Genomic DNA, 24784 nt, shown 5'->3' on the forward strand with positions numbered 1-24784 from the left:
GGCGCTACGGTCCCGGTGAGCGCAGGACAGCGCGTCCCGCTGGTCCGGACAGTGTGAAGTGATACCCCGTAACGGAACTATTTTGTCGGCCGTGGAACTAGCCGGGACAGAGACCCGACGAGTGCCCGGCGGCGCGGCCGGGCGGAGACAGCGAGGTTCGAGACACACCATGGCAACCGACTCCGGCATCCGGGCCGACCCAGCGGCGGACGAGGCATCGAACTACGACTACCGGAACGACAGCGTCACCCGGTCCGGCCTCGTCGACGACCTGGACTCCCGGATCGAGGGTGAGGTCCGCTTCGACGAGTACTCCAGACAGCTGTACGCCACGGACGCGAGCATCTACGAGGCGCTGCCCATCGGCGTCGTCTTCCCGCGCTCGACGGCGGACGTGTCGGCGGTCGTCTCCTACTGCGCCGACCGCGAGATCCCGGTCCTGCCACGCGGCGGCGGGACGAGCCTCGCCGGCCAGACCGTCAACGAGGCCGTCGTCCTCGACTTCTCGCGGCACATGACCGACCTCGTGTCGTTTCGTCCGGACGAGCGGCGGGCGCGCGCCCAGCCGGGGGTCAAGCTGGGCGACCTGAACGCCGAGCTCGAAGCCGAGGACCTGAAGTTCGCTCCCGACCCGGCGTGGGGCGACAAGAGCGCGCTGGGCGGGGCCATCGGCAACAACTCCACCGGCGCGCACTCCCTGCAGTACGGCAAGACCGACGCCTACGTCGAGGAGTGCGAGGTGGTCCTCGCCGACGGCACCGTCACCACCTTCGGCGAGGTGACCCGCGGGGAACTGCGCGAGCGGGCGGACCCGGACGGCGACCTCGAAGCCCGCATCTACGCCGAAATCGAGCGGATTCTCGACGAGGAGGGCGACGAGATCGAGGCCCGGTACCCGGACCTCAAGCGGAACGTCTCGGGCTACAACCTCGACTGGGTCCTCGAGGACGCGGAAGACGGCACGCTCAACGTCGCCTCGCTGCTGGCCGGCAGCGAGGGGACGCTGGCCGTCGTCACCGAGGCCGAGGTGTCTCTCGAACCGCTCCCCGAGACGAAGTCGATGGCGCTGCTGGCCTACGGGGACCTCATCGAGGCGATGGAAGACGTCTCGGACATCCTCGAACACGACCCGGCGGCCGTCGAGGTGCTCGACGACGTGCTCATCGACCTCGCGCGGGACACCGCGGAGTTCGAGGACGTGGTCGGGATGCTCCCCGAGGGGACGCGGGCGGTCCTCATCGTTGAGTTCTACGCCGACGACGACGCCGCGGGCAAGGAGAAGGTCGCCGACCTGCTGGCCGACCGGACGGCCGGCGTCGATCCCGTCGCCGACCCGACCGACGGCGGCCCGGTCGCAGCAGCCCCGGTTCGGGCCTTCGACGCGATGGAGGCCCACGACGAAGAGACGCGGACGAAGTTCTGGAAGCTCCGCAAGTCGGGGCTCCCCATCCTGCTCTCGCGGACGACGGACGCGAAACACGCCGCGTTCGTCGAGGACACCGCCGTCCCGCCGGAGAACCTCCCGGAGTACGTCGCGGACTTCCAGGAGATTCTCGACGACCACGACACCTTCGCCTCGTTCTACGCGCACGCCGGGCCCGGCGTGCTGCACATCCGCCCGCTCGTCGACACGAAGACCGTCGACGGGGTCGAGCAAATGGAGTCTATCGCCGACGCGGTGACCGACCTCGTCGTCACGTACGGCGGGAGCGTCTCGGGCGAGCACGGCGACGGCCGCGCCCGCACGCAGTGGAACAAGAAGCTGTACGGCGAGGACCTCTGGGAGACCTTCCGCGGCCTGAAGTCGGCGTTCGACCCGGACTGGATACTCAACCCCGGCCAGGTCTGTGGCGACGTGGACATGACCGAGCACCTCCGGTTCGATCCCGACTACGACTTCGACGCGGGCTTCGACCCCGCGCTGGAGTGGGACACCGAGAACGGGATGCAGGGGATGGTCGAACTCTGTCACGGCTGTGGCGGCTGTCGCGGCCCGCAGGAGACCACCGGCGGCGTGATGTGTCCGACCTACCGCGCGGCCGACGAGGAGATCACGGCGACGCGGGGCCGGGCGAACATGCTCCGGCAGGCGATGAGCGGCGACCTGCCCGAGGACCCCACCGACGAGGAGTTCATGCGCGAGGTGCTGGACCTCTGTATCGGCTGCAAGGGCTGTGCGAAGGACTGCCCGAGCGAGGTCGACATGGCCAAACTCAAAGCCGAAGTTACCCACGCCCACCACCAGGAACACGGCTCCAGCCTCCGGGACCGGCTGTTCGCGAACGTCGACCTGCTGGCGAGCCTCGGGAGTTCGTTCGCGCCGCTGTCGAACCTCGCGACGAAGGTCCCCGGCGCGCGGACGGTGCTGGCGAAGACGGTCGGCATCGCGCCCGACCGGACGCTCCCGAGCTTCGAGCGCGAGACCCTGCAGGACTGGTTCGACGAGCGGGGCCCGCAGATCCCCGAGAGCGAGGCCGAGCGCAGGGCCCTGCTGTTTCCCGACACCTACACGAACTACAGCCACCCCGAGGTCGGCAAGGCGGCCGTCCGAGTGCTCGAAGCCGCCGGCGTCCACGTCGCGCTGGCCGACCGGACCGACAGCGGCCGACCGGCCCACTCGAAGGGCTTCCTCGACCAGTCCCAGGAGACGGCCGCGGCGAACGTCGACGCGCTCGCCCCCGCGGTCGAGGACGGCTGGGACGTGGTCCTCGTCGAGCCGAGCGATGCCGTGATGGTCCAGTCGGACTATCTCGACCTGCTCTCGGGGCCGGACGCGGAGGCGCTGGCGGCGAACGCCTACGGCGTCTGCGAGTACCTCGACGCCTTCCGGCTGGACGAGGACGTCGACTGGAACGCCGGGCGCGAGACGCTGACCTACCACGGCCACTGCCACCAGAAGGCGACGAAGAAGGACCACCACGCCGTCGGCGTCCTCCGGCGGGCCGGCTACGAGGTCGACCCGCTCGACTCCGGCTGTTGCGGCATGGCCGGCTCCTTCGGCTACGAGCGCGAGCACTTCTCGATGAGCAGAGCCATCGGCGAGATCCTGTTCGACCAGATCGGCGACAGCCGCGGCGAGACGGTCGTCGCGCCCGGTGCGTCCTGTCGGACCCAGCTAGAGGACTGGGACGAGCGCGACGGCGAGCCGCCCCACCCGGTCGAGAAGCTGGCGGCGGCGCTGGCCTGACGGCACACGGCGCTGGGGATCACCCCCAGGTAACTCAACAGTTAGGTACCGGGCAGTCGGACGGTACCACATGTCAGATCCATTCGTCGTGGTCGGCGGCGACGCCGCCGGACTGAGCGCCGCCAGCAAGTTCGCCCGCGAGCGACCGGAACGCGACGTGCTCGTCTTCGAGAAGGGCGCGTGGATCTCCTACGCCCACTGCGGGACGCCCTACTACGTGAAAGGCGAGGTCGAGCGCCTGACGGACCTGCTCTCGCTGTCGCCCGAGGACGCCGCCGAGCGGGGCATCGACCTCCGACGGCACCACGAGGTCACGGCCGTCGACGCCGACGCGAAGGCGGTGACGGTCGAACACGACGGCGAGACGACCCGGCAGTCCTACGAGGCCCTGCTCGTGGCGACCGGCGCGCACGCCGTGACGGATCCGATTCCCGGAGCCGACCTCGACGGCGTGTTCACCCTGCACGGACTCGACTCGGCGGCGGCCATCCGCGCGTACCTCTCGGACCCGGACGACGACGATATCGCGGCCGTTGAGCAGGTCGACCGGGCGCTGGTCGAGCGTTACGCCGACCGGACGCCGCCCGAGCGCGTCGCCATCGTCGGCGGCGGCTACGTCGGCGTCGAGATGGCGGAGGCCTTCCGGTCTCGCGGACTCGAAACGCACCTGTTCCAGCGACCCGAGCAGGTCCTCCCGCCGTTCGGCGAGGCGGTCGGCGAGCGGGCGGCCGACCACCTCCGCGACCGGGGGGTCCACCTCCACCTGGACACGAGCGTCGAGCGACTGGTCGGCGACGACCACGTCACCGCCGTCGCCCACGAGGGCGGCACGACGGGCGTCGACGCGGCGCTCGTGGGCATCGGCATCCGCCCGAACACCGACCTGCTCTCGGAGACTGGGGTCGAGCTCGGCGGCTCCGGTGCGGTCGCGACCGACGACTACGGTCGCACGACCGTCGAGGACATCTACGCCGCCGGCGACTGCGCGGAGATGCGCCACGCCGTCACGGGCGAACCGGCGTGGGTCCCGCTCGGGCTGACGGCCAACCGCGCCGGCCGGGCCATCGGCCAGACGGTCGCCGGCGACCGGGAGCCGGTCGGCGACATCGCCGGGACGGCGGTCGTCAAGGCGTTCGAACTGGAGTGCGGTCGGACCGGTATTCTCGACCACGACGAGGCGCGCGCGGCCGGCTTCGACCCGGTCTCGGAGACGATCACCGCCGGGTCGCGCTCGGGCTACTACCCCGGCGGCGACGAGACGACCGTGACGCTGACCGCCGACCGGGAGACCGGACGGCTCCTCGGCGGAGCCATCGCCGGGCGCGACCGGGCGGCCATCCGCATCGACACGCTGGCGACGGCGCTCGAAAGCGACCTGACCGGCGCGGAACTCGAACGCCTCGACCTGGCGTACGCGCCGCCGTTCAGCCCGGTGTGGGACCCGGTGCTGGTCGCGGCGAAGGTCCTCCGGGGCTCGCTCGACTGACTACCGAGACGCCGCGGTCACGATACCGGCGGTCTGCCCGACGAGCGCCAGTGCGATCCCGCCGAGCAGGAGGGGCGTCTCGGCCGGGAACAGCGCGGCCGCGTAGACCGCCGCGCCGAGGGCACTCAGTCCCGCGGCGGCCAGATACACCCGCTCGGCCTCGGGGACGCGTTTTCCGGTGTAAAAGAGGCCGACGGCGGGGACGGCCATCCAGCCCAGTATCGCGACGGTCAGGAACGGTTCGCGCACCTGGATGACGAGCAGGCCGACGACGCCGCCGACCGTCAGCACGAGCCCCACCAGCAGGATGTCGCGCCAGATCCGAAGGACGCCGGACGCCATCTCGTCCCAGGAGCGGGCGGTGAAGCCCGCGACGACGAGCGCGACGACGAGGTGGAAGACGAGGACACCCCGCCCGGGAACCATATCGAGGTGTGCGAGGGCCACGAGCGCCCAGGCGAACGGCACGAGAACGGCCGGGCCCTGGGTCTGCAAGCGACGGAGCATACCACCGACTGCTCGCTCCAGCGTCAAGAAGCATCGGTCGTGTGAACGTGACTCACGCCCTCGGGAGCGTCACCACGAAATGCGCGCCGCGCATGTCAGTGGGGCACGGCGACCCGGCCGCGTCCTCGGCCAGACGGACCCCGCCGTCGAAGCTGTCGACCAGCGTCTCGACGAGGTGGAGGCCGCCGCCGTGGGTCTCGCCCGCCCGGGGGTCGAATATCCGGTCGCGCCTGTCGGCCGGAACGCCCGGGCCATCGTCGCAGACGTGAATCTCGACGGCGTCGTCGGTCACGTCGATCCCGACGACTACCGCCGGCCGGTCGCCGCGTTCGGCGAGCGCGGCGTCGGCCCCCGGTGCCCGCGATCTGTCGGTCGACACCTCGGTCCGTCCCCGGTCGGCCTCCCGGTCGGTTCGATCGGCCGCCACGGCACCGTGCTCGACCGCGTTCTCGACGAGGTTCCAGAGGACCGGGCGAACGGCGTCGTTGGCGCGCGCGACCGCCTCGTCCGGTCCCCGGACGTCGATGGGCACGTCGCGCGTTCGCTGGAGGCGGTCGACCACGTCTCGGGTAACGGCGACCACGTCGACCGGCTCGAACGTCGCGTCGCCGGCGAGCGTCTCGGCGACGGCCCCGGCGTTGTCGATGACCCTGTCGAGTTCCGTCACCTGCTCGCGGATCGCCTCGACGGCGTTTCTGGCGTCCACAGACTCGAGCTGTCGGTGGAGGAGTGACGCCCGGCCGTCGATGACGAGCAGCCCGTTCGCCAGGTCATGGCGGAGCAAGTCGTTGACGAACGTCAGCGTGCTCGCGGTTCGGGCCGCGCGGTCGGCGTCCTGTCGGGCCCGTATCGCGAAGTAGCCGGCGACGAGGCCGGCGACCGCGCCCGCCTCCACCGAGAGCAGCGTGACGAACACCGGTTCGGCGACCGTCCCGCCCTCGAACTGACGGACGAGTACGCTCAGACCGATGAGACCGCCGATCGACGCGCTGCCGACGACGCTCCAGACGAACACCGTCCAGATCTGTTCTCCCGGCGTCGCGGTCCTGACGAGCCGGTAGCCGCCGTAGACCAGCGCCAGCGGGAGGACGCCGTCCAGGGCGAGCGCGAGCATCGGTCCGCCGAGCCGGCCCAGCTGTCGTGCCTCGACGCCGAGGTGCCAGCCGACGGCGACGACGGCGAGCGCGAACCCGTAGCCGATCAGCAGCCAGGGGGCGAGCCGGGCCCGCGCGTTCGCGTCCATGAGATGATCGTCGTCGATAACTCGGGACGTGGATTTCGTTAGTGAGTCGCTAATGCGTCGGCTGGCGGACGGCCCGGAGAGACCGAAGTGAGTCCCACCTGCGATACTGTCGGAGTAAAAGACGGCGTCTGTCCGCCGAACGAGGCCGTCGAACGGTGCGGTACGCGTACCGACACTGTTATCCGTGGTGCTGGCCTCTGTTCGGTTGCAATGGCGAAAGGAACGGTTGATTTCTTCAACGACACTGGCGGTTACGGTTTCATCGACACTGAGGACGCGGACGAGGACGTCTTCTTCCACATGGAAGACATCGGCGGCCCGGACCTCGAGGAAGGACAGGAGCTCGAATTCGACATCGAGCAGGCGGACAAGGGTCCGCGCGCGAACAACGTCACACGGCTCTAACAATGGCGACAGGCACTGTCGACTTCTTCAACGACACGGGCGGGTACGGCTTCATCGAGACCGACGATGCGGACGAGGACGTCTTCTTCCACATGGAAGACGTCGGCGGCCCTGACCTCGAAGAGGGGCAGGAAGTCGAGTTCGACATCGAGCAGGCGGACAAGGGTCCGCGCGCGACCAACCTCACGCGGCTGTAAGACGGCCTTCTGTCTACAGTCCGAACATCAGTATCACCGGCGAGCGGCGGCTGTGCCGGCGGTCGCCGACGTTACGCACCGGAGAGCGGCGATGCCGCCCGATAAGCGATCTCCATCGGCAGCCCCACGGCGTCGGTCGGCGGGTCGGCCGGGAGCGTCCGCAGGTCGCCGTCGCCCGGACGAGCAGTGTACGCGAGCGCGACGGCGTCGAGCACGTCGGCGACGGTCACGTCCGCGCCGCCGGTCGCCTCGGCGGCCTTCTGGACCGTCGGCGCGGCGTCGCGGTCGTAGCGCGCCAGGGTCCGCATCCGCTCGGCGTAGCCCGCCGCGGTCTCCCGCGAGAACTCGAGGGGGTCGCCGGCGACGGCCCGGAAACAGACTTCCGGGTGGGACTCGCGGACGACCGCGGCGGCCTCGGGCAGCTCCTGGAGGAGTTCGTCGAGACGCGCGATCCCCTCGCTGCGGTCGAAGGCCCGTTCGGTGAGGTCCCGCCCGCTCTTGCGCCGGTGGACGCGGTCGGCCGTCGAGTAGCGCCGCTTCCGGGTCGCCTCCCTGACCGGGGGCGAGACCACCGTCTCGGCCCGGTCGCCAAGCACCGAGCGCGCGAGGGCGTCACAGCGCCGCGTCGGGTCGCCCGACTCCACCAGCCCGATCGGCACGTCGACGAGGATTCGCCGCGCGCGGTCCTCGTAGCGCGACCAGCACGCCCCGACACCGTCGAACGTCTCGGCGTGGTCGAAGCCGTCGCCGGTAAAGGCGACGGCGAGCCAGACGTCCCCGCGCCAGACGACGCCCACGTACAGCGGTTCGACCATTATCGACACTGGGCGCGAGGGACGCAAAAGTGTACCCCGAGGTGTCTCTCGCCCGAACGGTCTCGCCGATCGGGGCGCCACCGCGCCCTTCCGCCGCGCTCGGAGCGGCCGAGGACCGCCACGGAAAGCGTGCGTAGACGGTTCCTACGAACCCCTCAGCGACCGCCTACTCGTCCGACGACCTACGTGTCGCCGAACTTCGTGAGTTCCTGCAGCGCCACGAGGCGGTGCTCGATGGTCGGTTTCGTGTAGCCGGCCGACTCCTCGGAGACGCCGCTCGTGTACACGAGCACCTTCTGCTGGAGGACGTGCGGGACGCCGTCGTTGTTGCGGATGATGTCGACCGACTGCCAGGCCTCGTCTTCCATGCCAGTAAGTCACATTCTACGGCCTCCTGGCTCTTTCCCCGTCACCCGTCCGGGCCGACGAACACCGTCCGGAGGCGGTCCCCGCAGTCGGGACAGCACAGCGTCTGCCACTGGGTTCGGTCGAGGTCCCCCATCGTCTCCCGGCGAATCGCGTCGTCTGCCGTCACCGACCGCCCGCAAGTGTCACAGTCGAACTGCTCGGGCATGTACACGCATTCGTCCGCCGCGCCCAAAACTCGAACGCCCACAGGCATTTCCGCGGGCCGGCCGTCCCGACGCACATGGACGGCGTCGTACTCGCGGCCGGCGAGGGAACGCGGATGCGCCCGCTCACCGACGACGAGCCGAAGGGGCTGGTCGAGGTCGCCGGCGAACCGCTGCTGACGCACTGCTTCGAAGCGCTGCTGTCCGTCGGCGTCGACCGACTGATCCCCGTCGTCGGCTACCGCGGCGACGACATCGTCGCCCGCTACGGCGAGCGCTACCGGGACGTGCCGATCGAGTACGTCCGCCAGGAGGAACGACTGGGGCTGGCACACGCGCTCGAACGGGCCGCCCCCGCCGTCGACGGGACGTTCGTCGCGATGAACGGCGACAACGTCTGTCGGGCGAACCTCCGTGAAGTCGTCGCGCGTCACCGCGAGACCGACGCGAGCGCGACGCTCCTAGTCGAGGAAGTCGGCCGCGAGGAGGCCGGACAGACCGGCGTGGTGACGACCGACGGCGAGGGCCGCGTGACGGGGCTGGTCGAGAAGCCCGACGACCCGCCGTCGACGCTGGTCTCGCGGGGCTTCTTCGCGTTCGACCCGGCCATCGACCACGCCTGTGCGCTGACACGGCCGTCCGAGCGCGGCGAGTACGAGCTCCCGGCGGCCATCGACCTGCTCCTGACGGCGGGCCACCGCGTCGAAGCCGTCGAACTGGACGGCTGGTGTCACAACGTCAACGAGCCAGGCGACGTGACCGCCGTCGAGGAGCGACTGGGCTGAGGCGGTCAGAACAGCGCGAGCGACGGGAGATACAGGAGCACGCAGACGACGGCCTCCCGGCGACCGATGCCCCGCCGCCAGTACAGCAGTCCGAGGACGCCGAGCGAGACGACCAGCATGTAGGTCACGGACGCGGCGACGGCCGCCGGGTCGGCCAGCGTGACGTCCGCGACGAGCGCGCCGACGCCGAGCGAGAACACCGGGTCGGTGATGTTGCTCCCGAGCAGCGACCCGACGGAGATGCCCTCGCGGCCCTCGTGGGCGGCGATGCCGGCCACGGCGATCTCCGGGGCCGTCGTTCCCAGGCCCGTCAGGACCCCGACGAGGTACTCGGGGATGCCCGCGACCGTCGCGATGGCGACGCCGTTGGTCACCAGCAGGTGACCGCCGACGATTACGAGTCCGATCCCGACCGCGATCTGGGGCAGCGCCCGCGCCGGGGGTTCCTCGTCTTCGATGACCTCCTCGGTGATCTCCTCGCCGCCCTCGTTGGAGTAGAGGTCGTGGATGAACATGAGGTAGGCGAGCATCATCAACAATCCCTCGGAGCGGGTGACGCCGTCCTCCAGCGTGAGGATCATGATGATCATGGCGAGCACCATCGCACCGCCGTAGACCAGGACGTTCCGTCGCTCGGCGGCGATCGGCGAGATTAGCGCCACGATACCGATGGCCAGCGTGATCTGCGCCGTCTCGGAGCCGACGATGTTCCCCACGAGCAGGTCGCCGGCGCCGTAGGTCGCGGCGTAGACCGAGGTGGTCATCTCCGGGATCGACGTGCCGATGGAGACGACGGTGACGCCGACGAAGAAGGTGGAGACGCCGTAGTAGAGGGCGAGTTCGGCCGCCGACCGCACCGTCCTGTCGGCGCCGAGGAGGAGGAGCGCCAGTCCGGCCAGAAACCCCGCGGCGTCGAGGGCCACCATGTGATTCGAGTGACAGTGCCGCGGCTCAAAAGCGTTGACCCGCGCGGACAGTGCGGTCCACCGAGCGGGGCGAGACAGCCGAACAGCGAAGGCCGTACAGATACATGGTCACGTATGGCACGGGACTGGGTCGTCCGACTGGGAGTCGTCTGCGCCGTCGCGCTCCTCGCGGGGTGCGGGGCGCTGTTCGGCGGGGGACAGACAGCGGCCGAAACCACTGTGACGCCCGCGGCCGTGCCGACCGACGAGACGCCCGACGGGGCCGGGGAAGCGGCGGGCCTGCAGGGTGCCGAGCGGGAGTACTGGGGCAACGTCACGGCAGCGAACGCGTCGGCCGTGACACAGCCGCGGGTGCTCGACCTGCGTCCGACCTGCCGGCGGCCGCCGGGGCTGGTCGTCCACGTGCAGGTGCTCGCGCTGCGGAACAACGACCCGGCGACGAACGAGGGCATCAATACGACCTGGCGCTTCGCCGCGCCGTCGAACCGGGCGGTCGCGGGCTCGTACGACAACTTCGTCGGGACGATCAGACGGGGCTTTCGGCCGCTTCTGAACGCGACGGCGGTCCGGTACGGGCCGCTCGACCGGGACGGGGACACGGCCACGCAGCCCGTCACCGTCTACGACGCGAACGGGACGGCGACGGCCTACACGTGGTATCTCGAACGCCAGGACGGGGCGCGATACGATGGCTGCTGGATGACGACCGGGGTGTCCGCTACCCCTCCATCCCGCTGAAAGAGAGCCCGCCCTCGATGTAGCGCTGGGCGAACAGGTACGCCAGCATGATCGGCGAGGCGAACGTGAGCGCGAACGCCGAGAAGCGCGCCCACGGGATGGAGTACTCGTCGACCAGCGCGTACAGGCCGACCGGGAGCGTGTAGTTCTCCGTGCCGAGCAGGGTCTGGGCGACGACGAACTCGGTCCACCCGGTGAGGAAGACGAAGATGAACACCGTCGCCAGCCCGGCGGTCGACATCGGGATGATGACCTCCGTCACCACGCGCCACGGCGGCGCGCCGTCGACGACGGCCGCCTCCTCGTAGGAGACCGGGATGCCGTCCATGTACGTCTTCAGCAGCCACGTGTTGAACGGCACGGCGGTCGCCGCGTAGTACACCGCGAGCGCCAGCTTGTTGTCGTTGATGCCGAACTGGACGTACAGCGCGTACATCCCGATGAGCAGCGCCACGCCGAGGCCGCCGCCGACCTGCGTCATCAGCACGTAGACGAACAGGATCTTCCGGCGGAAGAGGAACTCCCGGCGCGACAGCGCGTACGCCGCCGGGACGATGAGCGACATCGCGATGAGGACCGTCGGGACGGCGACGGTGAGGCTGTTCCAGAGGAACCGCTTGAACTCCGAGGGCCGGTCGACGCCGAACTCCGACGCGTCGAGCAGCTCGATGCCCGGCGTCTGGAACACGACGGCGAGGTCGGTGAACGGAACCCCGGCGGAGACCGTGTAGGCCGGGAGGATGAGGTCGCCGACTACCCAGACGAAGGGCTTCAGCGTCGGCTCGGCGGGGAACAGCGTGAAGCTCTCGGAGGTGTATAGCGAGCTGCCGGAGCCCGAGAGCGCGGCGGTCAGGATCCAGTAGATGGGAAAGAGCAGTGCCAGCACCACCAGCGTCGCCCCGATGGTCGAGAGGACGACCTTGAGGACCGCGGAGGCGGGCAGTTCGCCGCGTCGGACCGCGCGGACGGTGTAGGACCAGTTGCGGAGCGTCCGGGCCGGCGTCGCGGCGATGGCCTTCGCGTCGCCGGCGAGTTTCCGCGCGATGGCGTCGAACAGCATCAGTCGCTCACCCCGTCGGCGAGGCGACCCTTCTTCACGTTCAGCCACATGAACGCGCCGATGAAGGCCAGTGCGACGATGCTGATGGCCGCGCCGCGACCGTACTCCTGAAAGGCGAGCGCCTCGCGGTAGCCGTAGACGACGATGAGCTCGTTGGCCCGCGCGGGACCGCCCTGATTGAACACGTAGGGGATGAGGAACTGCTGGAACGACGCCGCGGAGGTGAGTATCGACGCGAACAGCACGGGCCGCTTGATCGACGGCAGCGTGACGTGGGCGAAGCGCGCGAGGAAGCCCGCGCCGTCGACGACCGCGGCCTCGTGAAGCTCCTCGGGGACGTCCTGGAGCGCGCTGACGGTGATGATGACCATGAACGGGTACGCCAGCCACGCCTCCGTGACGTTGTACGCGACGAAGGCGGTCCAGCGGCCGGACAGCCACGCCACCGATCCGAACCCGACGGCCGAGAGCAGTTGGTTCATCAGCCCGAACTTCGCGGAGCTGAAGATGCCGCGCCAGACCGTGATGGTGAAGATCGGGGGCAGGCCCATCGGGAAGATGATGAGCGCGCGCAGGAGGCGCTTGCCCCGGACCAGGTCGCTGGTGACGACGAGCGCGATGGCGAGACTCGCGCCGATCTTGAGCGTGACGCTCGTGGCCACGAACAGCCACGTCACGCCGAAGGAGTTCCAGAACTGCGGGTCGGTCAGCACGTCGGCGTAGTTTCGCAAGCCGACGAACGCCGCGTCGCCGAACGTCAGGACGCCGACGACGCCCTCGCCGGCGAAGAGGTTCGCCGGGTCGGCGTTGGTGACGGAGATGCCGACCAGATAGAGGACGGGAAACAGCATGAACGCGGAGAAGACGAACAATCCGGGCAACACCAGCAACAGCGAGGCGTCTCCCCGGTCCAGAAACGGGACGGACTCGATCCGGTCGGCGGCGCGTGTGACCGTGCTCATGGTCCCCTCACTCCCACTTGCTGCGGATCTCCTCGGCGGCGGTCGAGAGGGCCTGCTCCGGCTCGGCGTCGCCGTTGAAGGCCTTGGTGAGGGCGGTCTTGACCGGGGCCCAGACCTTGTTCATCCGGGGGTCGGTCGGCATCGGGACGCCCTGGCTGACCGTCTGCGAGTAGGTCTGGACGGTGCTCGGGAGTTCGTCGCTCCCGACGAGGCTGTCGAGGACGGGAATCGAGCCCTGCTCCTCGGCGAGGCGGAGCTGGTGGTCCTCGCTGGTGGCGAACCACTCGACGAACGACCGGGCGGCCTCGGCGGAGCTGCCGCCGTCGCTCATCGCGGACGCGAAGTACCACATCGAGATGCCGGTGTACGGGCGGACCTGCCCGCCGTCGATCTCGGGGAACGTCGCCACCTCGTAGTCGATGTCGTTCTGATTGAGCGTCGCGAGGTACCACGGCCCGTTGACGGCGAAGGCGGCGTTGCCCTCCGAGAACGCCGCGGCCTGGGGCTCGTAGGTCGGATCGTTGGGCATGTACGGCCGGAGGGTGTCGAGCGCGAACTGCAGGCCCTCGACCGAGGCGTCGGAGTCGATGCCGAGCGCGGGGTCCTTCTCGGGGTCGAAGTAGTAGCCGCCGAAGGCCTGGATCCACCCGCTGGTGAAGTAGGGGTCGAACGGCGCGGCCAGCCCGTACTGACTCTTGTCGGGGTCGTGGTAGTCCTCCATCGCCGCGACCATGTCGTCCATCGTCTCGGGGGCCTCGTCGACGATGTCCGCGTTGTAGATGAGCGTCACCGTCTCCGCGGAGTGGGGCAGGCCGACGACGGCCCCGTCGTACTGGACGGCGCTCGCGGCGGCGTCCGAGAACTGGTCCAGGCTCACCGAGAGCTGGTCGGACTGGTCGACGACGAACTCGCGCTGGGAGTAGTCCCCGACCCAGTCGTGGGCCCACTCGAAGATCTCCGGGCCCTGGCCGGCCGGGATGGCGCTGGTCGTCTTGTTCTCCATCTTCGAGATGTCGGACCCCTCGATGGTGTACTCGGTCTGCTCTCCGAACGACGCGATGGCGTCCTTTCGGGCCGGGAGCTCGGAGTCCTGAAGCTGGTACCACGCCGTCGCGGTCCCGCCGGACGACCCGCTCGCCGTGCCGTCCGCGCCCTGGCTGGAGCCGTCGCCGGACCCACCGCCCGAGGCCGTTCCGCCCGTGCTCCCCTGTTCCTGCACGCTACAGCCCGCGAGGGCCGCAGCCGCGGCGACGCCACCGATCCGTTCGAGTACCGTCCGTCGTTCCATCGTCATGGATAGATATTGGATGAAATAGTGCTTCATAACTTAAATCATTCGGATTAGACAAATACAATGATGATAGATTTCATCGGAAATCCCGACCTCGGAGATCGGACAGGTGGGGCGCAGGCCGCCCGCCTCCAATTACTGATGAGATATTCATTCGTAGTTCGCGGCGAAGCGTAACACTCAGGTGACCCACTGTGCACCGTTGGCGTATGCACCACCCAGGACCGCCGCGGTTCTGCGCCGTCGGCGACGCGGTCGAACTGGCTCCGCGCCGACCGGACCCCGACGCGGCCGCCGAGTGGACGCTGCGCGACCGGCCGGCCGAGAGCGCTGCGACGGTCGGCGACGGGCCGGTCTGTCACCTCGAACCCGACGCACCCGGGACCTACCGGGTCGAACTACACACGGAGGACGCGACGCACGTCCAGACGGTCCGGGCGTTCCCGGCCGTCAGAGCGTCCGCCCGCTTCAGCGTCGACGCGACGGACTTCGAGAGTGAGCCCACGGACGACGCGGACCGGGCCGTCGTCATCGGGCAGTTCAACGACTTCACCGCGGGGACCCACTGGGCCGAGCGCGACGGTGACGAGTGGGCGATCGAGACCGATCTCCCGCCGGGAATCCACCGGGCCACCTTCTCGTTCGACGGGTCGTTCGCGGACACGGCGACCGACGAGATCACCGTCGACGGGCCGGGTCGGCCGCGCGTCGAACTCGCCGGCGAGGCGGTCGACGACGACCTCGTCGTGACCGCGGACGCCCGCGCGGCCCCGTCGGGCGGCGACCCCGCCGTGGAGTTCCACCTCGACGACCGCGACGCGCTGGACGAGGCGGCGGTGACCGTCGACGGCGACGAACTCCGGGTCCCGGTCGACGCCCTTCCCGAATCGGCCCGAATACACGCGGTCCCCGTCGCCGAGCGCCACGGCGTCGCCGACACGCTCGCGGTGGAGCGATCGTCCGTGGCAGACGGCGACGACATCTCGATCTCGCGACCCGCCGACCCGCCGGCGTGGGTCGCGGACGCGACGATCTACGAGATATTCGTCCGCTCGTTCGCCGGCGAGACCGTCGACACCACCTTCGAGGCCATCGAGCGGCGGGTCCCCTACATCGAGTCGCTGGGCGTCGACGTGGTGTGGCTCACGCCGGTGCTGTCGAGTCCGACCCGTCACGGCTACCACGTCACGGACTTCTTCGACACCGCCGACGACCTCGGGTCGCGCGAGGCGTTCGCGTCGCTCGTCGAGCGCCTCCACGACGCCGGCATCCGCGTCGTCTTCGACCTCGTCATCAACCACACGTCGCGGGACCATCCGGCCTTCCAGTCGCACCGGGCCGGCGTCCCCGAGTACGCCGACTACTACGAGCGCGTCCCGGCCGAGCGCGATATCTCGGACGTGGACTGGGCGGGCGAAGACGCGCCGGGATACTACTTCAACTGGACGCGCATTCCGAACCTGAACTACGACTCGCTGGCCGTCCGGCGCTGGATGCTCGACGTGGTCGACGAGTGGCGCGACGTGGTCGACGGCTTCCGCTGCGACGTGGCCTGGGGCGTCTCCCACGGCTTCTGGAAGGAGGTCCGCGAGCGGGTCAAGGCCGACGACCCCGACTTCCTCCTCCTCGACGAGACCGTCCCGCGCGACGCCGCCTTCGCCGAGAACGAGTTCGGCGTCCACTACGACACGGACCTGTTCGACGCGCTCCGCGACGTGGGCCGCGGCGACGACCCGGCCAGCGCCGTCCTCGACGCGCTCGCGGCATCGGTCGAGCGGGGCTACCCGGACCGCACCGGCCACATGCGCTACGTCGACAACCACGACGAGGACCGCTACGTCGAGGCGTGCGGGGCCGCGGCGCTCCGGGCGGCCGTCGGGGCCGTGTTCACGCTCCCGGGCGTGCCGATGGTCTACGCCGGCCAGGAGCGCGGCGTCGCGGCCCAGCGCGGGACGATGCGCTGGCACGACGGCGACGACGCCCTCACCGACTTCCACCGGCGGCTGGTGGCGCTGCGCGGGGACCGCCCGGCACTGCGCGCGCCCGAGGTCGAGCCGGTTTCGTACGCCGTCGAGACGGGCGAGGCCGACAGGGTCGTCGCCTACGAGCGCGCCGACGGGGCCGAGAGGCTGGTCGTCGTCCTGAACTTCGGCGCGGAGCCGGCCGCGGTAGCCGTCGAGTGGCCCGTCGGCGAGACCGACCTCCTCAGCGGCGAGCGGGTCGCCAGCGAGGACGGCCTCCGGGTCGAGGACGTCGTCGTCGTTCCGATCCGCGACGGCGACTGACGGGCGCGGACGCCGAGCGCCTCGCTGACCCACTGCAAAAACTTCTATGAAAAATCCCATCAAACTTATTAGCCGAGGGCGTGACACCTCCTGTAATGGCGAGTCTCGAACTAGAAGCGCTTCGAAAGGAGTTCGACGGCGGGTCCATCGTCGCGGTGGACGACATCGACCTGTCCATCGACGACGGGGAGTTCGTCACGGTGGTCGGGCCGTCGGGCTGTGGCAAGTCGACGACGCTGCGGATGATAGCGGGGCTGGAACGGCCGACGAGCGGGCGCATCCGCATCGGCGACGAGGACGTGACCGACGTGCACGCGCGCCACCGCGACGTGGCGATGGTGTTCCAGAACTACGCGCTGTACCCGCACAAGACCATCGAGCAGAACATGGCGTTCGGTCTGCGGATGAGCACCGACCTCTCGGCCGCCGAGCGCGAACAGCGCGTCACCGAGACGGCCGAGATGATGGGCATCGGGGACCTGCTCTCCGACACCCCTGACCAGCTCTCCGGCGGGCAGAAACAGCGCGTCGCGCTCGGCCGGGCCATCGTCCGCGAGCCCGACGTGTTCCTCTTCGACGAGCCGCTCAGCAACCTCGACGCGAAGCTCCGGACGACGATGCGGACGGAGATCCAGCGCCTGCAAGAAGAGCTGGGCATCACGGCGGTCTACGTCACCCACGACCAGGAGGAGGCGATGACGATGGGCGACCGCATCGTCATCCTCAACGACGGGAACCTCCAGCAGACCGGGCGACCGAAGGAGGTGTACGAGAACCCCGCGAACCGCTTCGTCGGGGGCTTCGTGGGCTCGCCCTCGATGAACTTCCTCGACGTGACCGCCGAGCCGACGGGGGACGGGATCCGCCTGTCCGACGAGGACGGCGGGTTCGCCTACGACCTCACCGGCGGTCGCGTCCGGGCGTTCGGCGACATCGAGGGCGGCTCGTACGTCCTCGGCGTCCGCCCGGAAGACGTCTCGGTGGCCGAGGGCGACGGGCAGGCCGCCGTGCCGGCGACGGTCGACGTGCTGGAGCCGGTCGGGAGCGACAACTACCTCTATCTGAATCTGGGCGACGGATCGGACGGTTTCGACGGCGAGGACTCGCCCGCGTTCGTCGCGCGGGTCAGCGCCGACGTGGAGCCGGCCGTCGGCGAGCGCGTTCGAGTGGTCTTCGACGAGTCCGCCGTCCACCTGTTCGACCCGCGGGACGGCAACGCGGTCACCGCGGCCGAGGAGCCGGCGGCCGCCACGCCGAAGTAGCCGGAGAGCGCGCTTCTACTCGCCGTATCGAGTTAGTTCACAAAACCAGTCTCGGGAGCGGCCGCTCACTCGGCCGCGCGCACCGGCTCGGCCCGGTACTCGTCGGCCGCCGAGAGCTCAGCGACCGTCGCCAGCCGGAGGGCGTGGGGCCAGCCCAGCGGCGTCCCGCAGTCCGGCGTGCCGTCGTCGAACAGCTGTTCCGGGAGGTAGCCGGTCGCCTGGACGAGCGAGCCGCCGGGCAGAATCTCGGCGAGCAGGTCCCGGGACCGGGCGTAGGCCGGGGCCGCGCGGGCGTCGTCGCGGTCGCGCAGGAGCGCGCCGAGCTGGGCGGCCGCGTTCGCGCCCCACGCCGTCGACACCGTCCAGACCTTCGCCGCGTCCTGTGTCCCGCGTCGCCAGTCGTCGCCCTCGAAGCGGATCAGGCCCCGAACCGCGCCGGTGTCCCGTTCGAGCCCGTCGAGGGTCGTCTCGACGTGGGTGACGAGCCGGTCGAGCGCGTCCGGGGAGAGCCCGACGGCTTCGTCGGCGACTCGGAAGGCGTCGACCAGCGCGAGCGTGGCGGAGTCGAGCCGGTCGTCGACCCGCCCCTCGTGTTCGCGGAGAGCGTAGCGGTCGCCGGTCCAGAGCGCGTCGAGGCCCGAGAGCACCGACTCCGCCTGGACGCGGGCGTGGTCCCGGAGCGCGGTGCAGACCGGCGCGCGAGCGACGGCCGCGTAGGCGGACAGGAAGGTGGCCGCGGTGTGTGCGAACCGGCCTTGCATGTTCTCCCAGGCGTTCTGGCACTCCAGGGGGAGGCCGTCCTCGGCCAGCGTGTCGTCGATGCTCTCGACGGCGCATCCCAGTGTGGTCTCGATTCGGTCCGGGTCGATTGGGTCGCCGGAGCGGCGGAACTCGGCGAGGAAGGCCGCGACGCTCGCGGTCTGGTCGGCCTGGTAGTCGGCGTTCGATCCGCTCTCGAGGCGGGCGTTCGCCCATCCCGGCGCGAGCGTCTCGTCGCCCGGCCAGACGCGGTGGGGCCAGCTCCCGTCGGCGCGCTGGGTCCGGCAGTAGAAGTCGGCGGACCGCTGGAGCCAGCGACACAGACCGAGGTCGACGGTCTCGCTGGCGTCGAGCAGGAACCCGGAGATCTCGGCGTCGTCGCGGAACCAGGTGTAGCCGTAGCCGCCCGAGGTGACGTAGAACGGGTCGAAGTCGGCCGCGGCGATGCGCGCGCCGTTGGCCGCGGACAGCAGCGACAGCACCCGGAGGTCGGCGACGACGCAGTCTCGTGCTGGCGTGTCGTGGGGGACCCGCCAGCGGCGCTGCGTCCGGCCCGCCTCGGCCAGCGTGTCCGGCGTGTAGTGGTCGCCGGCCAGTCGGTCGACGGTCGAAAGCGCCGCGTCGCGGTCGGTCCGCGTCGCGTCCGTCAGCAGCGTCGCGAGCGTGACGCCGCCGTCGCGGAACGGCGCGGTCAGCGAGACGCCGCCCGTCAGCGTCGTGTCCTCGTACCGGCGCTCGCCGGTCGCGCGCGGGAACGGGACGGGGTCGTCGTCGAGCAGTTCCGGGAGCCGTTCGGGGATCTGGCCCTCGACGGCGGCGAGGTCGGTCGAGACGGCGACGAAGTCGTGTTCCGTGCGGTGGTAGGCCTCGACGGCCCCGTCGTGGACCAGCAGGCTCTGCTGGCCCTCGCGGCCGTCGGGGGCGAAGCCGACGAACGCCCGGAGCGAGACGTCGTCGGGCGCGTCGCCACGGAGTTCGAACCGGGTGACGTGACCGCGTTCGATGGTGCAGTCGGTCTGGACGACGGCCCAGTCACCGCGGTCGTGGACGGTCTCGACGGCCCCCGAATCGCGTCGATACCGCTGGTCGCCGTCGGCGTCGAACCACGTCGTCGCGTCAGTCTCGACGCCGAACCGCGAGCGGTCGATCCCCGTGAGCCCGCAGAGCGGATAGGAGTAGTCGCACAGCGATCCGTCGCCGTCGACGTGGACGAGCCTGTCGTCGAGGCCGCTGAACCGTCCGGTCGTCGAGCGTCGTTCACCCGGGAACTGCCGACCGCGGTCCCGCGTCCGCTTGAAATCGTTGAGCGCCGTCCGAAGCGTCATTAGGAGAACGAACCACGCCGGGGGCTATAAAATATGGTGTAATAGTTTTTCATAGTTGTAGATTCTGGAGGGGGCGGCCCCAGCGTACGGTTCGGATCGGCGGCCTCGACCCCACACAGCACCGAAACACAGTTATCCGACACCCATAACAGGAACACAAGGAATGGACGATTCGACTCTCAGCGACAGACTCTCGCAACTGGGCCTGTCGGACAAGGAGGTCGACACGTACCTGTCGATCCTCCAGAGCGGGGAGGCCACGGCGAGCGAGATCGCCGACGACACCGGCGTCTCCAAGCGATACGTCTACAGCATCAGCAATTCGCTGGAAGACCGCGGGTTCGTCGCGGTCAACGACCACGTCGTCCCGACGACGATTCGCGCCCGCCCGCCCGAGGAGGTCGTCGACTCGCTGACCGACCGCCTCGAAGAGATGGGCGGCGCGCTGGACGAGCGCTACTCGGAGAGCGTCAAGGAGCCCCAGCAGTTCGACGTGATCAAGTCCCGAACGACGGTCGTCAAGCGGCTCACCGAGTACATCGCCGACGCCGACCACGAGATCATGCTGTCGGTCCCCCAGCAGTACCTGCCGGAGGTCGGCGAGGAGCTGGCGGCGGCCCTCGACCGCGGCGTGCTGGTGATGCTGGTCGTCAGCAGCGCGGACGACTTCCGGGCCGAGGACGCGGCCGGCCGGGGAACGGTCGTCCGGGCCTGGGACCACGAGATGCCGATCATGCTCACCGTCGACGCCCAGTTCGGGCTGGTGTCGCCCGCGGAGATGGTGACCCGGACGAACTCCGACCAGCGCGCCATCGCCTTCGTCCAGCGACAGCTCGTCCCGGTGCTGTCGGGCTCGTTCCTCGGGAACTACTGGCCGATGGCCGAGGAGGTGTTCGTCGCCGACCCCGCCCCGCTGCCGGCGACGTACCGCGACTTCCGCCACGCCGTCCTACAGGCGACGCTCCGCCGGCGCGCTGGCGAGACGGTCCAGGCCGCCGCGCAGGTCAGCCCGGTCCAGGCGGACGACGACCCCGGGCGCGTCGAGGGGGCCGTCGTCGAGACGCGACAGGGCCTCGTCGAGCCCCACACCAACGCCTACCCGATCGAACACTCGCTCGTCGTCGACGTGGGGGACCGGACCGTCACGCTGGGCGGCTCCGGGTCCTTCCTCGAAGACTACGAGACCGACGCGGTGACGCTGTCGCTCGAATCGTGAGACGAACGGGAGTTTCCGCGCGCGGTCAGGTCCGCCGGCTCGGCTCCGGCCAGCGGTAGACGACGTAGGTCTCCGCGTCGGGGTCGTTCTCGGGCGTCCACACCAGTCGCAGCGTCGCGTCGCTCAGGTCCAGGTGCTCGCCGGAAGCGACGCCCGAGAACTGCCCGGCGTGGATGGAAATCTCCGTGCCCGCGGAGACGGAGGCCGGCGCTTGTGACTGGATGGGGTCGCCCGTCAGCGTCGCGTCGCCGCCGCTCGAACTCGCCGCGTCCGTGACGACGACCGACAGCCGCTCGCGGTCGAGCACGTCGCCGCTCTCGAACGAGAGGTTCAGGTACTCGCCGTTGCCGGTGGTCCGCTCGCTGTAGTCGGCGACGACGGCGACCTGCGGGGCGGCGGTCGGCTGCCGGTCGGTGAAGTCCAGAGCGAACGCCCCGGCGACGGCGGCGAGAACCACCGCGATACCGACGAGCATGACGACGCCGACGACCGGGCTCGCGGCCCGGGTTCTCGATGATCCCCGACTCATTGGGGTACCTGAGGACTACCCACTGATAAACGTCGCTCTCGGCTCGGCGTTCGATATTCGGCGCGATGACAGCCGATTCAGGCCGTCACCAGGAGGTCGGTGGGTAGGTCGCCGTCGAGCGCATCCCGGTCGTGGGCCGCCTCGAAGTCCGGGTCGGGCCCCTTCGGGACGATGCGCTTCGGGCTCACGTCGGGGTGGGTCGTGTAGTAGTGCTCTTTGATGTGGGCCATGTTCACCGTCTCGGCGACGCCGGGGAGCTGGTAGAGCTCGCGCAGGTACGGCCAGAGGTTGTCGTACTCGCGGACGAGCCGGTGGTTGCACATGAAGTGGGTGTGATACACCTCGTCGAAGCGAACCAGCGTCGTGAACATGCAGAGGTCCGCTTCGGTCAGGCGGTCGCCCGCGAGGAAGCGCTGGTCTTCGAGGACCGAATCCCAGTGGTCGAGCGCGTCGAACAGTTCCTCGACGGCCTCGTCGTAGGCCGACTGGCTCTCGGCGAAGCCACAGCGGTAGACGCCGTTGTTGATCGGCTCGTAGATGTCGTCGATGATCCGGTCGACCTCGTCCTGATACCCGCCGGGGTAGAGGTCCACGTCGTTCTCGGCCACGTCGTCGAACGCCACGTCGAGCATCCGGAGGATCTCTTCGGACTCGTTGTTGACGATGGTCTCCTCCTGCGTGTCCCACAGCACGGGGACGGTCACGCGACAGGTGGCGTCCGGGTCGGCCTCGACGTAGATCTCGCGGAGGTAGTCCGCGCCGTTTTCGGTGTCGGGCGTACAGCCCGCCTTCTCCGGCGTGAACTGCCAGCCGCCGTCCTCGCGGTAGGGGTCGACCACGTCGACGCTGATGGCGTCTTCGAGCCCTTTCAGCGCCCGTGCCAGGAGCGTCCGGTGGGCCCACGGGCAGGCCAGCGAGACGTAGAGGTGGTAGCGACCGGCCTCGGGCTGGAAGCGCGCGTCGGGGTCGTCGCGGACCCAGTCACGAAAGGTGGTGTCTTGCCGGTCGAACGCCCCGTCGTCGTCCGTGCTCTCGTACGCGTCGGTCCGCCACTCGCCGTCGACGAGCATATTCATCGTGCCGGTCGGTTGGCGCTCGACGGAGATAAACACCCGAGCGAGGTAACGGCGATGTCACCGGCCGCGGGTCCGAGACGGCCGCGGCGTCGGGAGCACGCCGCGGCGCGGACCCGACGCGGCCGCCCTGCGCCCGCTCTCGCGGCGTGTCGGGACCGCGTGCGACACTCCGACACGCCGCCGGCCCGGTTCGAAGGCCTTATTGGGCCGCTCGGCGACGTATTCGCCAAGAGTACCTATGTCGGACAAACCTGCCTCGATGTACCGGGACATCGACAAGCCCTCGTACACCCGGCGCGAGTACATCACGGGCATCCCCGGCTCGAAGATCGCACAGCACAAGATGGGTCGGAAGCAGAAGGACGCCGAGGACTACCCCGTCCAGATCAGCCTCATCGTCGAGGAGTCCGTCCAGCTGCGTCACGGCTCGCTGGAGGCCTCCCGCCTGTCGGCCAACCGCCACCTGATCAAGGAACTCGGCGAGGAAGGCGACTACAAGATGATGCTGCGGAAGTTCCCCCACCAGGTCCTGCGCGAGAACAAGCAGGCGACCGGTGCCGGGGCCGACCGTGTCTCCGACGGGATGCGCCAGGCCTTCGGGAAGATCGTCGGCACCGCCGCCCGCATCCAGGCCGGCGAACAGCTCTTCACGGCGTACTGCAACGTCGAGGACGCCGAACACGTCAAGGAGGCGTTCCGCCGCGCCTACAACAAGATCACTCCCTCGTGTCGGATCAAGGTCGAACGGGGAGAAGAGCTGCTGATCGCGTAAGTCGAGCAGCGACGTTTTTTCGCCGTTCGTCGAGTGAGAGAGCGGAACGGCTAGCGTCCGCTGACCTCGTTTTCCGCGTCGGTCCGAGCGACGATGAGTCGCGTCCGGACCGATCGGATCCGAACCGACTCTCGACACATGCTATCGTTCCCCACAATATTCTTGCCCCCATCGCGCGTACCGAGAGGTATGGCACTTCGACTCGTACTCCTGGTCCTCGGCGTCCTCGAACTGCTCCGCCCGCGGAAGGTCGTCGACTTCTGGATGGGAATGGCGGCGACGAACGGCGACGATGTCGACCTGCGGCCGTGGGTGTACAGCGCCGCCCGCGTCGAGGGCGCGCTCCTCGTGCTGTGGGCGCTCCGGCGGGGCCGCGGCGGCGAGTGACGACCGCTCCGTCGAGCGGACGACCTTAGTAACGACCGCCCGTACGGCCGGTAATGCTCAGACTCGCCGTCGCGACAGCGGCCGAGACGTTCGAGCGGATGCGGGAACCGCTCGCGGCCAGAGACATCGAGGTCGGGCACGTCGAGACGGAGGAGCGGACGATTCCCCTCGACGCGTCGCCGTTCGCCGACTACGACGTGGGGTTCGTCTACCCGTCGCGGATCATGGAGGGCGGCGTCGCCGACGCGATGCTCGACGTACCGTGGGTCAACGACCGGGAGGCGATCCTGCGGTCGCGCAACAAGGCCGACGTGCTGGCGCGACTCGGCCGGGCGGGCGTTCCCGTCCCCGAGACCGTCGCCGTCTCGAACCCGGCGAGCGACGCGGACCTGACGGCGGCCTTCGAGCGGTTCGACCCGCCCGTCGTCGTGAAACCGAACTCGACGACCCGCGGGGTGGGCGTGACGACGGCCCACGACCTGGACTCATTTCTCGGCGTCGTCGACTACCTCGACCTGGTCCACGACTACCGCGCGGTCGGGGACCGCTCCTTCCTCGTCCAGGAGTACCTCCCCGACGCCGCGGACTACCGCGTGATGGTCGTCGACGGCGAGTACGTCGGCGCGGTCCGCCGGAGCCTGCCGGACGACGCCCGCGAGCGCGGTCGGTGGAAGCACAACGTCCACCGCGGTGCCGACGCGGACGGCCTCGACTTGCCGGCAGACCTGCGAGCCCTCGCCGAGCGCGCGGCAGCGGTGCTCGACATCCCCTATCTCGGCGTCGATCTGCTGGTGACCGACGAGCGCGCCGTGGTCAACGAGACGAACGCCCGGCCGACCATCGACGCGGCGACGAAGTACGAGGACGGCTTCTGGGACGACCTGGCGGCACTGATTCGAGCGACGGAGACCGATTAGCCCCTCAGGCTGAACGGCGATCGGTCCGGGGCGTTGATGTAATGTGAAATAAATCATATATATTTCAATGTAATGTTATATC

Annotated in this window: 24 protein-coding genes; 12 read left to right on the plus strand and 12 right to left on the minus strand. The window is 69.6% G+C overall.

What is annotated here, in order from left to right; translation table 11 throughout:
* Nucleotides 1-169 precede the first annotated feature (169 nt).
* Complete coding sequence (locus tag GM656_RS08525) at nt 170-3187, plus strand: FAD-binding and (Fe-S)-binding domain-containing protein (protein WP_162413254.1); 3018 nt, start codon at nt 170-172, stop codon at nt 3185-3187.
* Nucleotides 3188-3257: 70 nt separating this feature from the next.
* The gene (locus GM656_RS08530; protein ID WP_162413255.1) at nt 3258-4673 is read left to right on the plus strand and encodes an FAD-dependent oxidoreductase; all 1416 of its coding nucleotides are present in this window, start codon (nt 3258-3260) and stop codon (nt 4671-4673) included.
* On the opposite strand, the gene GM656_RS08535 is transcribed toward GM656_RS08530, so the two are convergent.
* Nucleotides 4674-5180, minus strand: a complete 507-nt coding sequence (locus tag GM656_RS08535) for a hypothetical protein (protein WP_162413256.1) — start codon at nt 5178-5180, stop codon at nt 4674-4676.
* Nucleotides 5181-5232: 52 nt separating this feature from the next.
* On the minus strand, nt 5233-6423 hold the full coding sequence (locus GM656_RS08540; RefSeq protein WP_162413257.1) for an ATP-binding protein: 1191 nt from the start codon (nt 6421-6423) through the stop codon (nt 5233-5235).
* Between the two features lie 210 nt (nt 6424-6633).
* Between GM656_RS08540 and GM656_RS08545 the strand changes: the two genes are divergently transcribed.
* The gene (locus GM656_RS08545; protein WP_004515390.1) at nt 6634-6828 is read left to right on the plus strand and encodes a cold-shock protein; all 195 of its coding nucleotides are present in this window, start codon (nt 6634-6636) and stop codon (nt 6826-6828) included.
* Nucleotides 6829-6830: 2 nt separating this feature from the next.
* Nucleotides 6831-7025, plus strand: coding sequence for a cold-shock protein (locus GM656_RS08550; RefSeq protein WP_053967073.1), 195 nt, complete (start codon nt 6831-6833; stop codon nt 7023-7025).
* A 71-nt stretch (nt 7026-7096) separates the two neighbouring features.
* Here the strand turns inward: GM656_RS08550 and GM656_RS08555 are convergent, their stop codons facing one another.
* From GM656_RS08555 to GM656_RS19065, 3 genes are all read right to left on the minus strand, one after another.
* Nucleotides 7097-7840: a DUF429 domain-containing protein gene (locus GM656_RS08555; protein WP_162413258.1), complete on the minus strand. Its 744-nt coding sequence runs from the start codon at nt 7838-7840 to the stop codon at nt 7097-7099.
* Between the two features lie 182 nt (nt 7841-8022).
* Nucleotides 8023-8208, minus strand: coding sequence for a hypothetical protein (locus tag GM656_RS08560; RefSeq protein WP_162413259.1), 186 nt, complete (start codon nt 8206-8208; stop codon nt 8023-8025).
* A gap of 41 nt (nt 8209-8249) precedes the next feature.
* Complete coding sequence (locus GM656_RS19065) at nt 8250-8414, minus strand: hypothetical protein (protein ID WP_174242954.1); 165 nt, start codon at nt 8412-8414, stop codon at nt 8250-8252.
* Between the two features lie 75 nt (nt 8415-8489).
* Between GM656_RS19065 and GM656_RS08565 the strand changes: the two genes are divergently transcribed.
* Complete coding sequence (locus GM656_RS08565; RefSeq protein ID WP_162413260.1) at nt 8490-9197, plus strand: nucleotidyltransferase family protein; 708 nt, start codon at nt 8490-8492, stop codon at nt 9195-9197.
* Between the two features lie 5 nt (nt 9198-9202).
* Here the strand turns inward: GM656_RS08565 and GM656_RS08570 are convergent, their stop codons facing one another.
* Nucleotides 9203-10123 carry a sodium:calcium antiporter gene (locus tag GM656_RS08570; RefSeq protein WP_174242955.1) on the minus strand — a complete coding sequence of 307 codons (921 nt, stop codon included), beginning with the start codon at nt 10121-10123 and terminating at the stop codon, nt 9203-9205.
* Between the two features lie 114 nt (nt 10124-10237).
* On the opposite strand from GM656_RS08570, the gene GM656_RS08575 reads away from it, so the two are divergent.
* On the plus strand, nt 10238-10861 hold the full coding sequence (locus GM656_RS08575) for a DUF4864 domain-containing protein (RefSeq protein ID WP_162413261.1): 624 nt from the start codon (nt 10238-10240) through the stop codon (nt 10859-10861).
* Here the strand turns inward: GM656_RS08575 and GM656_RS08580 are convergent.
* Genes GM656_RS08580 through GM656_RS08590 form a run of 3 tightly spaced genes read right to left on the minus strand, consistent with a single transcriptional unit; the run spans nt 10842 to nt 14177 of the window.
* Nucleotides 10842-11921, minus strand: coding sequence for a sugar ABC transporter permease (locus GM656_RS08580; RefSeq protein WP_162413262.1), 1080 nt, complete (start codon nt 11919-11921; stop codon nt 10842-10844). The genes GM656_RS08575 and GM656_RS08580 overlap by 20 nt on opposite strands.
* Complete coding sequence (locus GM656_RS08585) at nt 11921-12883, minus strand: carbohydrate ABC transporter permease (RefSeq protein WP_162413263.1); 963 nt, start codon at nt 12881-12883, stop codon at nt 11921-11923. Before GM656_RS08585 ends, GM656_RS08580 begins: the two co-directional genes overlap by 1 nt.
* A gap of 7 nt (nt 12884-12890) precedes the next feature.
* The gene (locus GM656_RS08590) at nt 12891-14177 is read right to left on the minus strand and encodes an extracellular solute-binding protein (protein WP_174242956.1); all 1287 of its coding nucleotides are present in this window, start codon (nt 14175-14177) and stop codon (nt 12891-12893) included.
* A gap of 206 nt (nt 14178-14383) precedes the next feature.
* Here GM656_RS08590 and GM656_RS08595 point away from each other — a divergent pair, with 206 nt between their 5' ends.
* Together GM656_RS08595 and GM656_RS08600 are read left to right on the plus strand one after the other, a co-directional pair.
* On the plus strand, nt 14384-16459 hold the full coding sequence (locus GM656_RS08595) for an alpha-amylase family glycosyl hydrolase (protein WP_162413265.1): 2076 nt from the start codon (nt 14384-14386) through the stop codon (nt 16457-16459).
* Between the two features lie 95 nt (nt 16460-16554).
* Nucleotides 16555-17721, plus strand: a complete 1167-nt coding sequence (locus tag GM656_RS08600; RefSeq protein WP_162413266.1) for an ABC transporter ATP-binding protein — start codon at nt 16555-16557, stop codon at nt 17719-17721.
* 65 nt (nt 17722-17786) lie between these two features.
* Here the strand turns inward: GM656_RS08600 and GM656_RS08605 are convergent, their stop codons facing one another.
* Nucleotides 17787-19805, minus strand: a complete 2019-nt coding sequence (locus GM656_RS08605) for a glycoside hydrolase family 15 protein (protein ID WP_162413267.1) — start codon at nt 19803-19805, stop codon at nt 17787-17789.
* Nucleotides 19806-19968: 163 nt separating this feature from the next.
* Between GM656_RS08605 and GM656_RS08610 the strand changes: the two genes are divergently transcribed.
* Nucleotides 19969-21021, plus strand: a complete 1053-nt coding sequence (locus tag GM656_RS08610; protein WP_162413268.1) for a TrmB family transcriptional regulator — start codon at nt 19969-19971, stop codon at nt 21019-21021.
* Between the two features lie 25 nt (nt 21022-21046).
* Here the strand turns inward: GM656_RS08610 and GM656_RS08615 are convergent, their stop codons facing one another.
* Together GM656_RS08615 and GM656_RS08620 are read right to left on the minus strand one after the other, a co-directional pair.
* On the minus strand, nt 21047-21550 hold the full coding sequence (locus GM656_RS08615) for a type IV pilin (RefSeq protein WP_162413269.1): 504 nt from the start codon (nt 21548-21550) through the stop codon (nt 21047-21049).
* A gap of 77 nt (nt 21551-21627) precedes the next feature.
* Nucleotides 21628-22626, minus strand: coding sequence for a glutathione S-transferase family protein (locus GM656_RS08620; protein ID WP_162413270.1), 999 nt, complete (start codon nt 22624-22626; stop codon nt 21628-21630).
* Nucleotides 22627-22864: 238 nt separating this feature from the next.
* Between GM656_RS08620 and GM656_RS08625 the strand changes: the two genes are divergently transcribed.
* From GM656_RS08625 to GM656_RS08635, 3 genes are all read left to right on the plus strand, one after another.
* The gene (locus GM656_RS08625; RefSeq protein ID WP_162413271.1) at nt 22865-23398 is read left to right on the plus strand and encodes a 50S ribosomal protein L16; all 534 of its coding nucleotides are present in this window, start codon (nt 22865-22867) and stop codon (nt 23396-23398) included.
* Nucleotides 23399-23587: 189 nt separating this feature from the next.
* Nucleotides 23588-23785 carry a hypothetical protein gene (locus GM656_RS08630; protein ID WP_162413272.1) on the plus strand — a complete coding sequence of 66 codons (198 nt, stop codon included), beginning with the start codon at nt 23588-23590 and terminating at the stop codon, nt 23783-23785.
* Between the two features lie 53 nt (nt 23786-23838).
* A complete protein-coding gene (locus GM656_RS08635) occupies nt 23839-24702 on the plus strand; it encodes an ATP-grasp domain-containing protein (protein ID WP_162413273.1) in 864 nt (287 codons plus the stop codon).
* Nucleotides 24703-24784: the final 82 nt, after the last annotated feature.

This window comes from Haloarcula salina (assembly GCF_010119195.1).
Lineage (GTDB): Archaea > Halobacteriota > Halobacteria > Halobacteriales > Haloarculaceae > Haloarcula > Haloarcula salina.

Excerpts from the sequence above, each read along its gene's own strand:
- GM656_RS08525 (WP_162413254.1), top strand. The coding sequence starts at position 170 with ATGGCAACCGACTCCGGCATCCGGGCCGACCCAGCGGCGGACGAGGCA.
- GM656_RS08530 (WP_162413255.1), top strand. The coding sequence starts at position 3,258 with ATGTCAGATCCATTCGTCGTGGTCGGCGGCGACGCCGCCGGACTGAGC.
- GM656_RS08535 (WP_162413256.1), bottom strand. The coding sequence starts at position 5,180 with ATGCTCCGTCGCTTGCAGACCCAGGGCCCGGCCGTTCTCGTGCCGTTC.
- GM656_RS08540 (WP_162413257.1), bottom strand. The coding sequence starts at position 6,423 with ATGGACGCGAACGCGCGGGCCCGGCTCGCCCCCTGGCTGCTGATCGGC.
- GM656_RS08545 (WP_004515390.1), top strand. The coding sequence starts at position 6,634 with ATGGCGAAAGGAACGGTTGATTTCTTCAACGACACTGGCGGTTACGGT.
- GM656_RS08550 (WP_053967073.1), top strand. The coding sequence starts at position 6,831 with ATGGCGACAGGCACTGTCGACTTCTTCAACGACACGGGCGGGTACGGC.
- GM656_RS08555 (WP_162413258.1), bottom strand. The coding sequence starts at position 7,840 with ATGGTCGAACCGCTGTACGTGGGCGTCGTCTGGCGCGGGGACGTCTGG.
- GM656_RS08560 (WP_162413259.1), bottom strand. The coding sequence starts at position 8,208 with ATGGAAGACGAGGCCTGGCAGTCGGTCGACATCATCCGCAACAACGAC.
- GM656_RS19065 (WP_174242954.1), bottom strand. The coding sequence starts at position 8,414 with ATGCCCGAGCAGTTCGACTGTGACACTTGCGGGCGGTCGGTGACGGCA.
- GM656_RS08565 (WP_162413260.1), top strand. The coding sequence starts at position 8,490 with ATGGACGGCGTCGTACTCGCGGCCGGCGAGGGAACGCGGATGCGCCCG.
- GM656_RS08570 (WP_174242955.1), bottom strand. The coding sequence starts at position 10,123 with ATGGTGGCCCTCGACGCCGCGGGGTTTCTGGCCGGACTGGCGCTCCTC.
- GM656_RS08575 (WP_162413261.1), top strand. The coding sequence starts at position 10,238 with ATGGCACGGGACTGGGTCGTCCGACTGGGAGTCGTCTGCGCCGTCGCG.
- GM656_RS08580 (WP_162413262.1), bottom strand. The coding sequence starts at position 11,921 with ATGCTGTTCGACGCCATCGCGCGGAAACTCGCCGGCGACGCGAAGGCC.
- GM656_RS08585 (WP_162413263.1), bottom strand. The coding sequence starts at position 12,883 with ATGAGCACGGTCACACGCGCCGCCGACCGGATCGAGTCCGTCCCGTTT.
- GM656_RS08590 (WP_174242956.1), bottom strand. The coding sequence starts at position 14,177 with ATGACGATGGAACGACGGACGGTACTCGAACGGATCGGTGGCGTCGCC.
- GM656_RS08595 (WP_162413265.1), top strand. The coding sequence starts at position 14,384 with ATGCACCACCCAGGACCGCCGCGGTTCTGCGCCGTCGGCGACGCGGTC.
- GM656_RS08600 (WP_162413266.1), top strand. The coding sequence starts at position 16,555 with ATGGCGAGTCTCGAACTAGAAGCGCTTCGAAAGGAGTTCGACGGCGGG.
- GM656_RS08605 (WP_162413267.1), bottom strand. The coding sequence starts at position 19,805 with ATGACGCTTCGGACGGCGCTCAACGATTTCAAGCGGACGCGGGACCGC.
- GM656_RS08610 (WP_162413268.1), top strand. The coding sequence starts at position 19,969 with ATGGACGATTCGACTCTCAGCGACAGACTCTCGCAACTGGGCCTGTCG.
- GM656_RS08615 (WP_162413269.1), bottom strand. The coding sequence starts at position 21,550 with ATGAGTCGGGGATCATCGAGAACCCGGGCCGCGAGCCCGGTCGTCGGC.
- GM656_RS08620 (WP_162413270.1), bottom strand. The coding sequence starts at position 22,626 with ATGAATATGCTCGTCGACGGCGAGTGGCGGACCGACGCGTACGAGAGC.
- GM656_RS08625 (WP_162413271.1), top strand. The coding sequence starts at position 22,865 with ATGTCGGACAAACCTGCCTCGATGTACCGGGACATCGACAAGCCCTCG.
- GM656_RS08630 (WP_162413272.1), top strand. The coding sequence starts at position 23,588 with ATGGCACTTCGACTCGTACTCCTGGTCCTCGGCGTCCTCGAACTGCTC.
- GM656_RS08635 (WP_162413273.1), top strand. The coding sequence starts at position 23,839 with ATGCTCAGACTCGCCGTCGCGACAGCGGCCGAGACGTTCGAGCGGATG.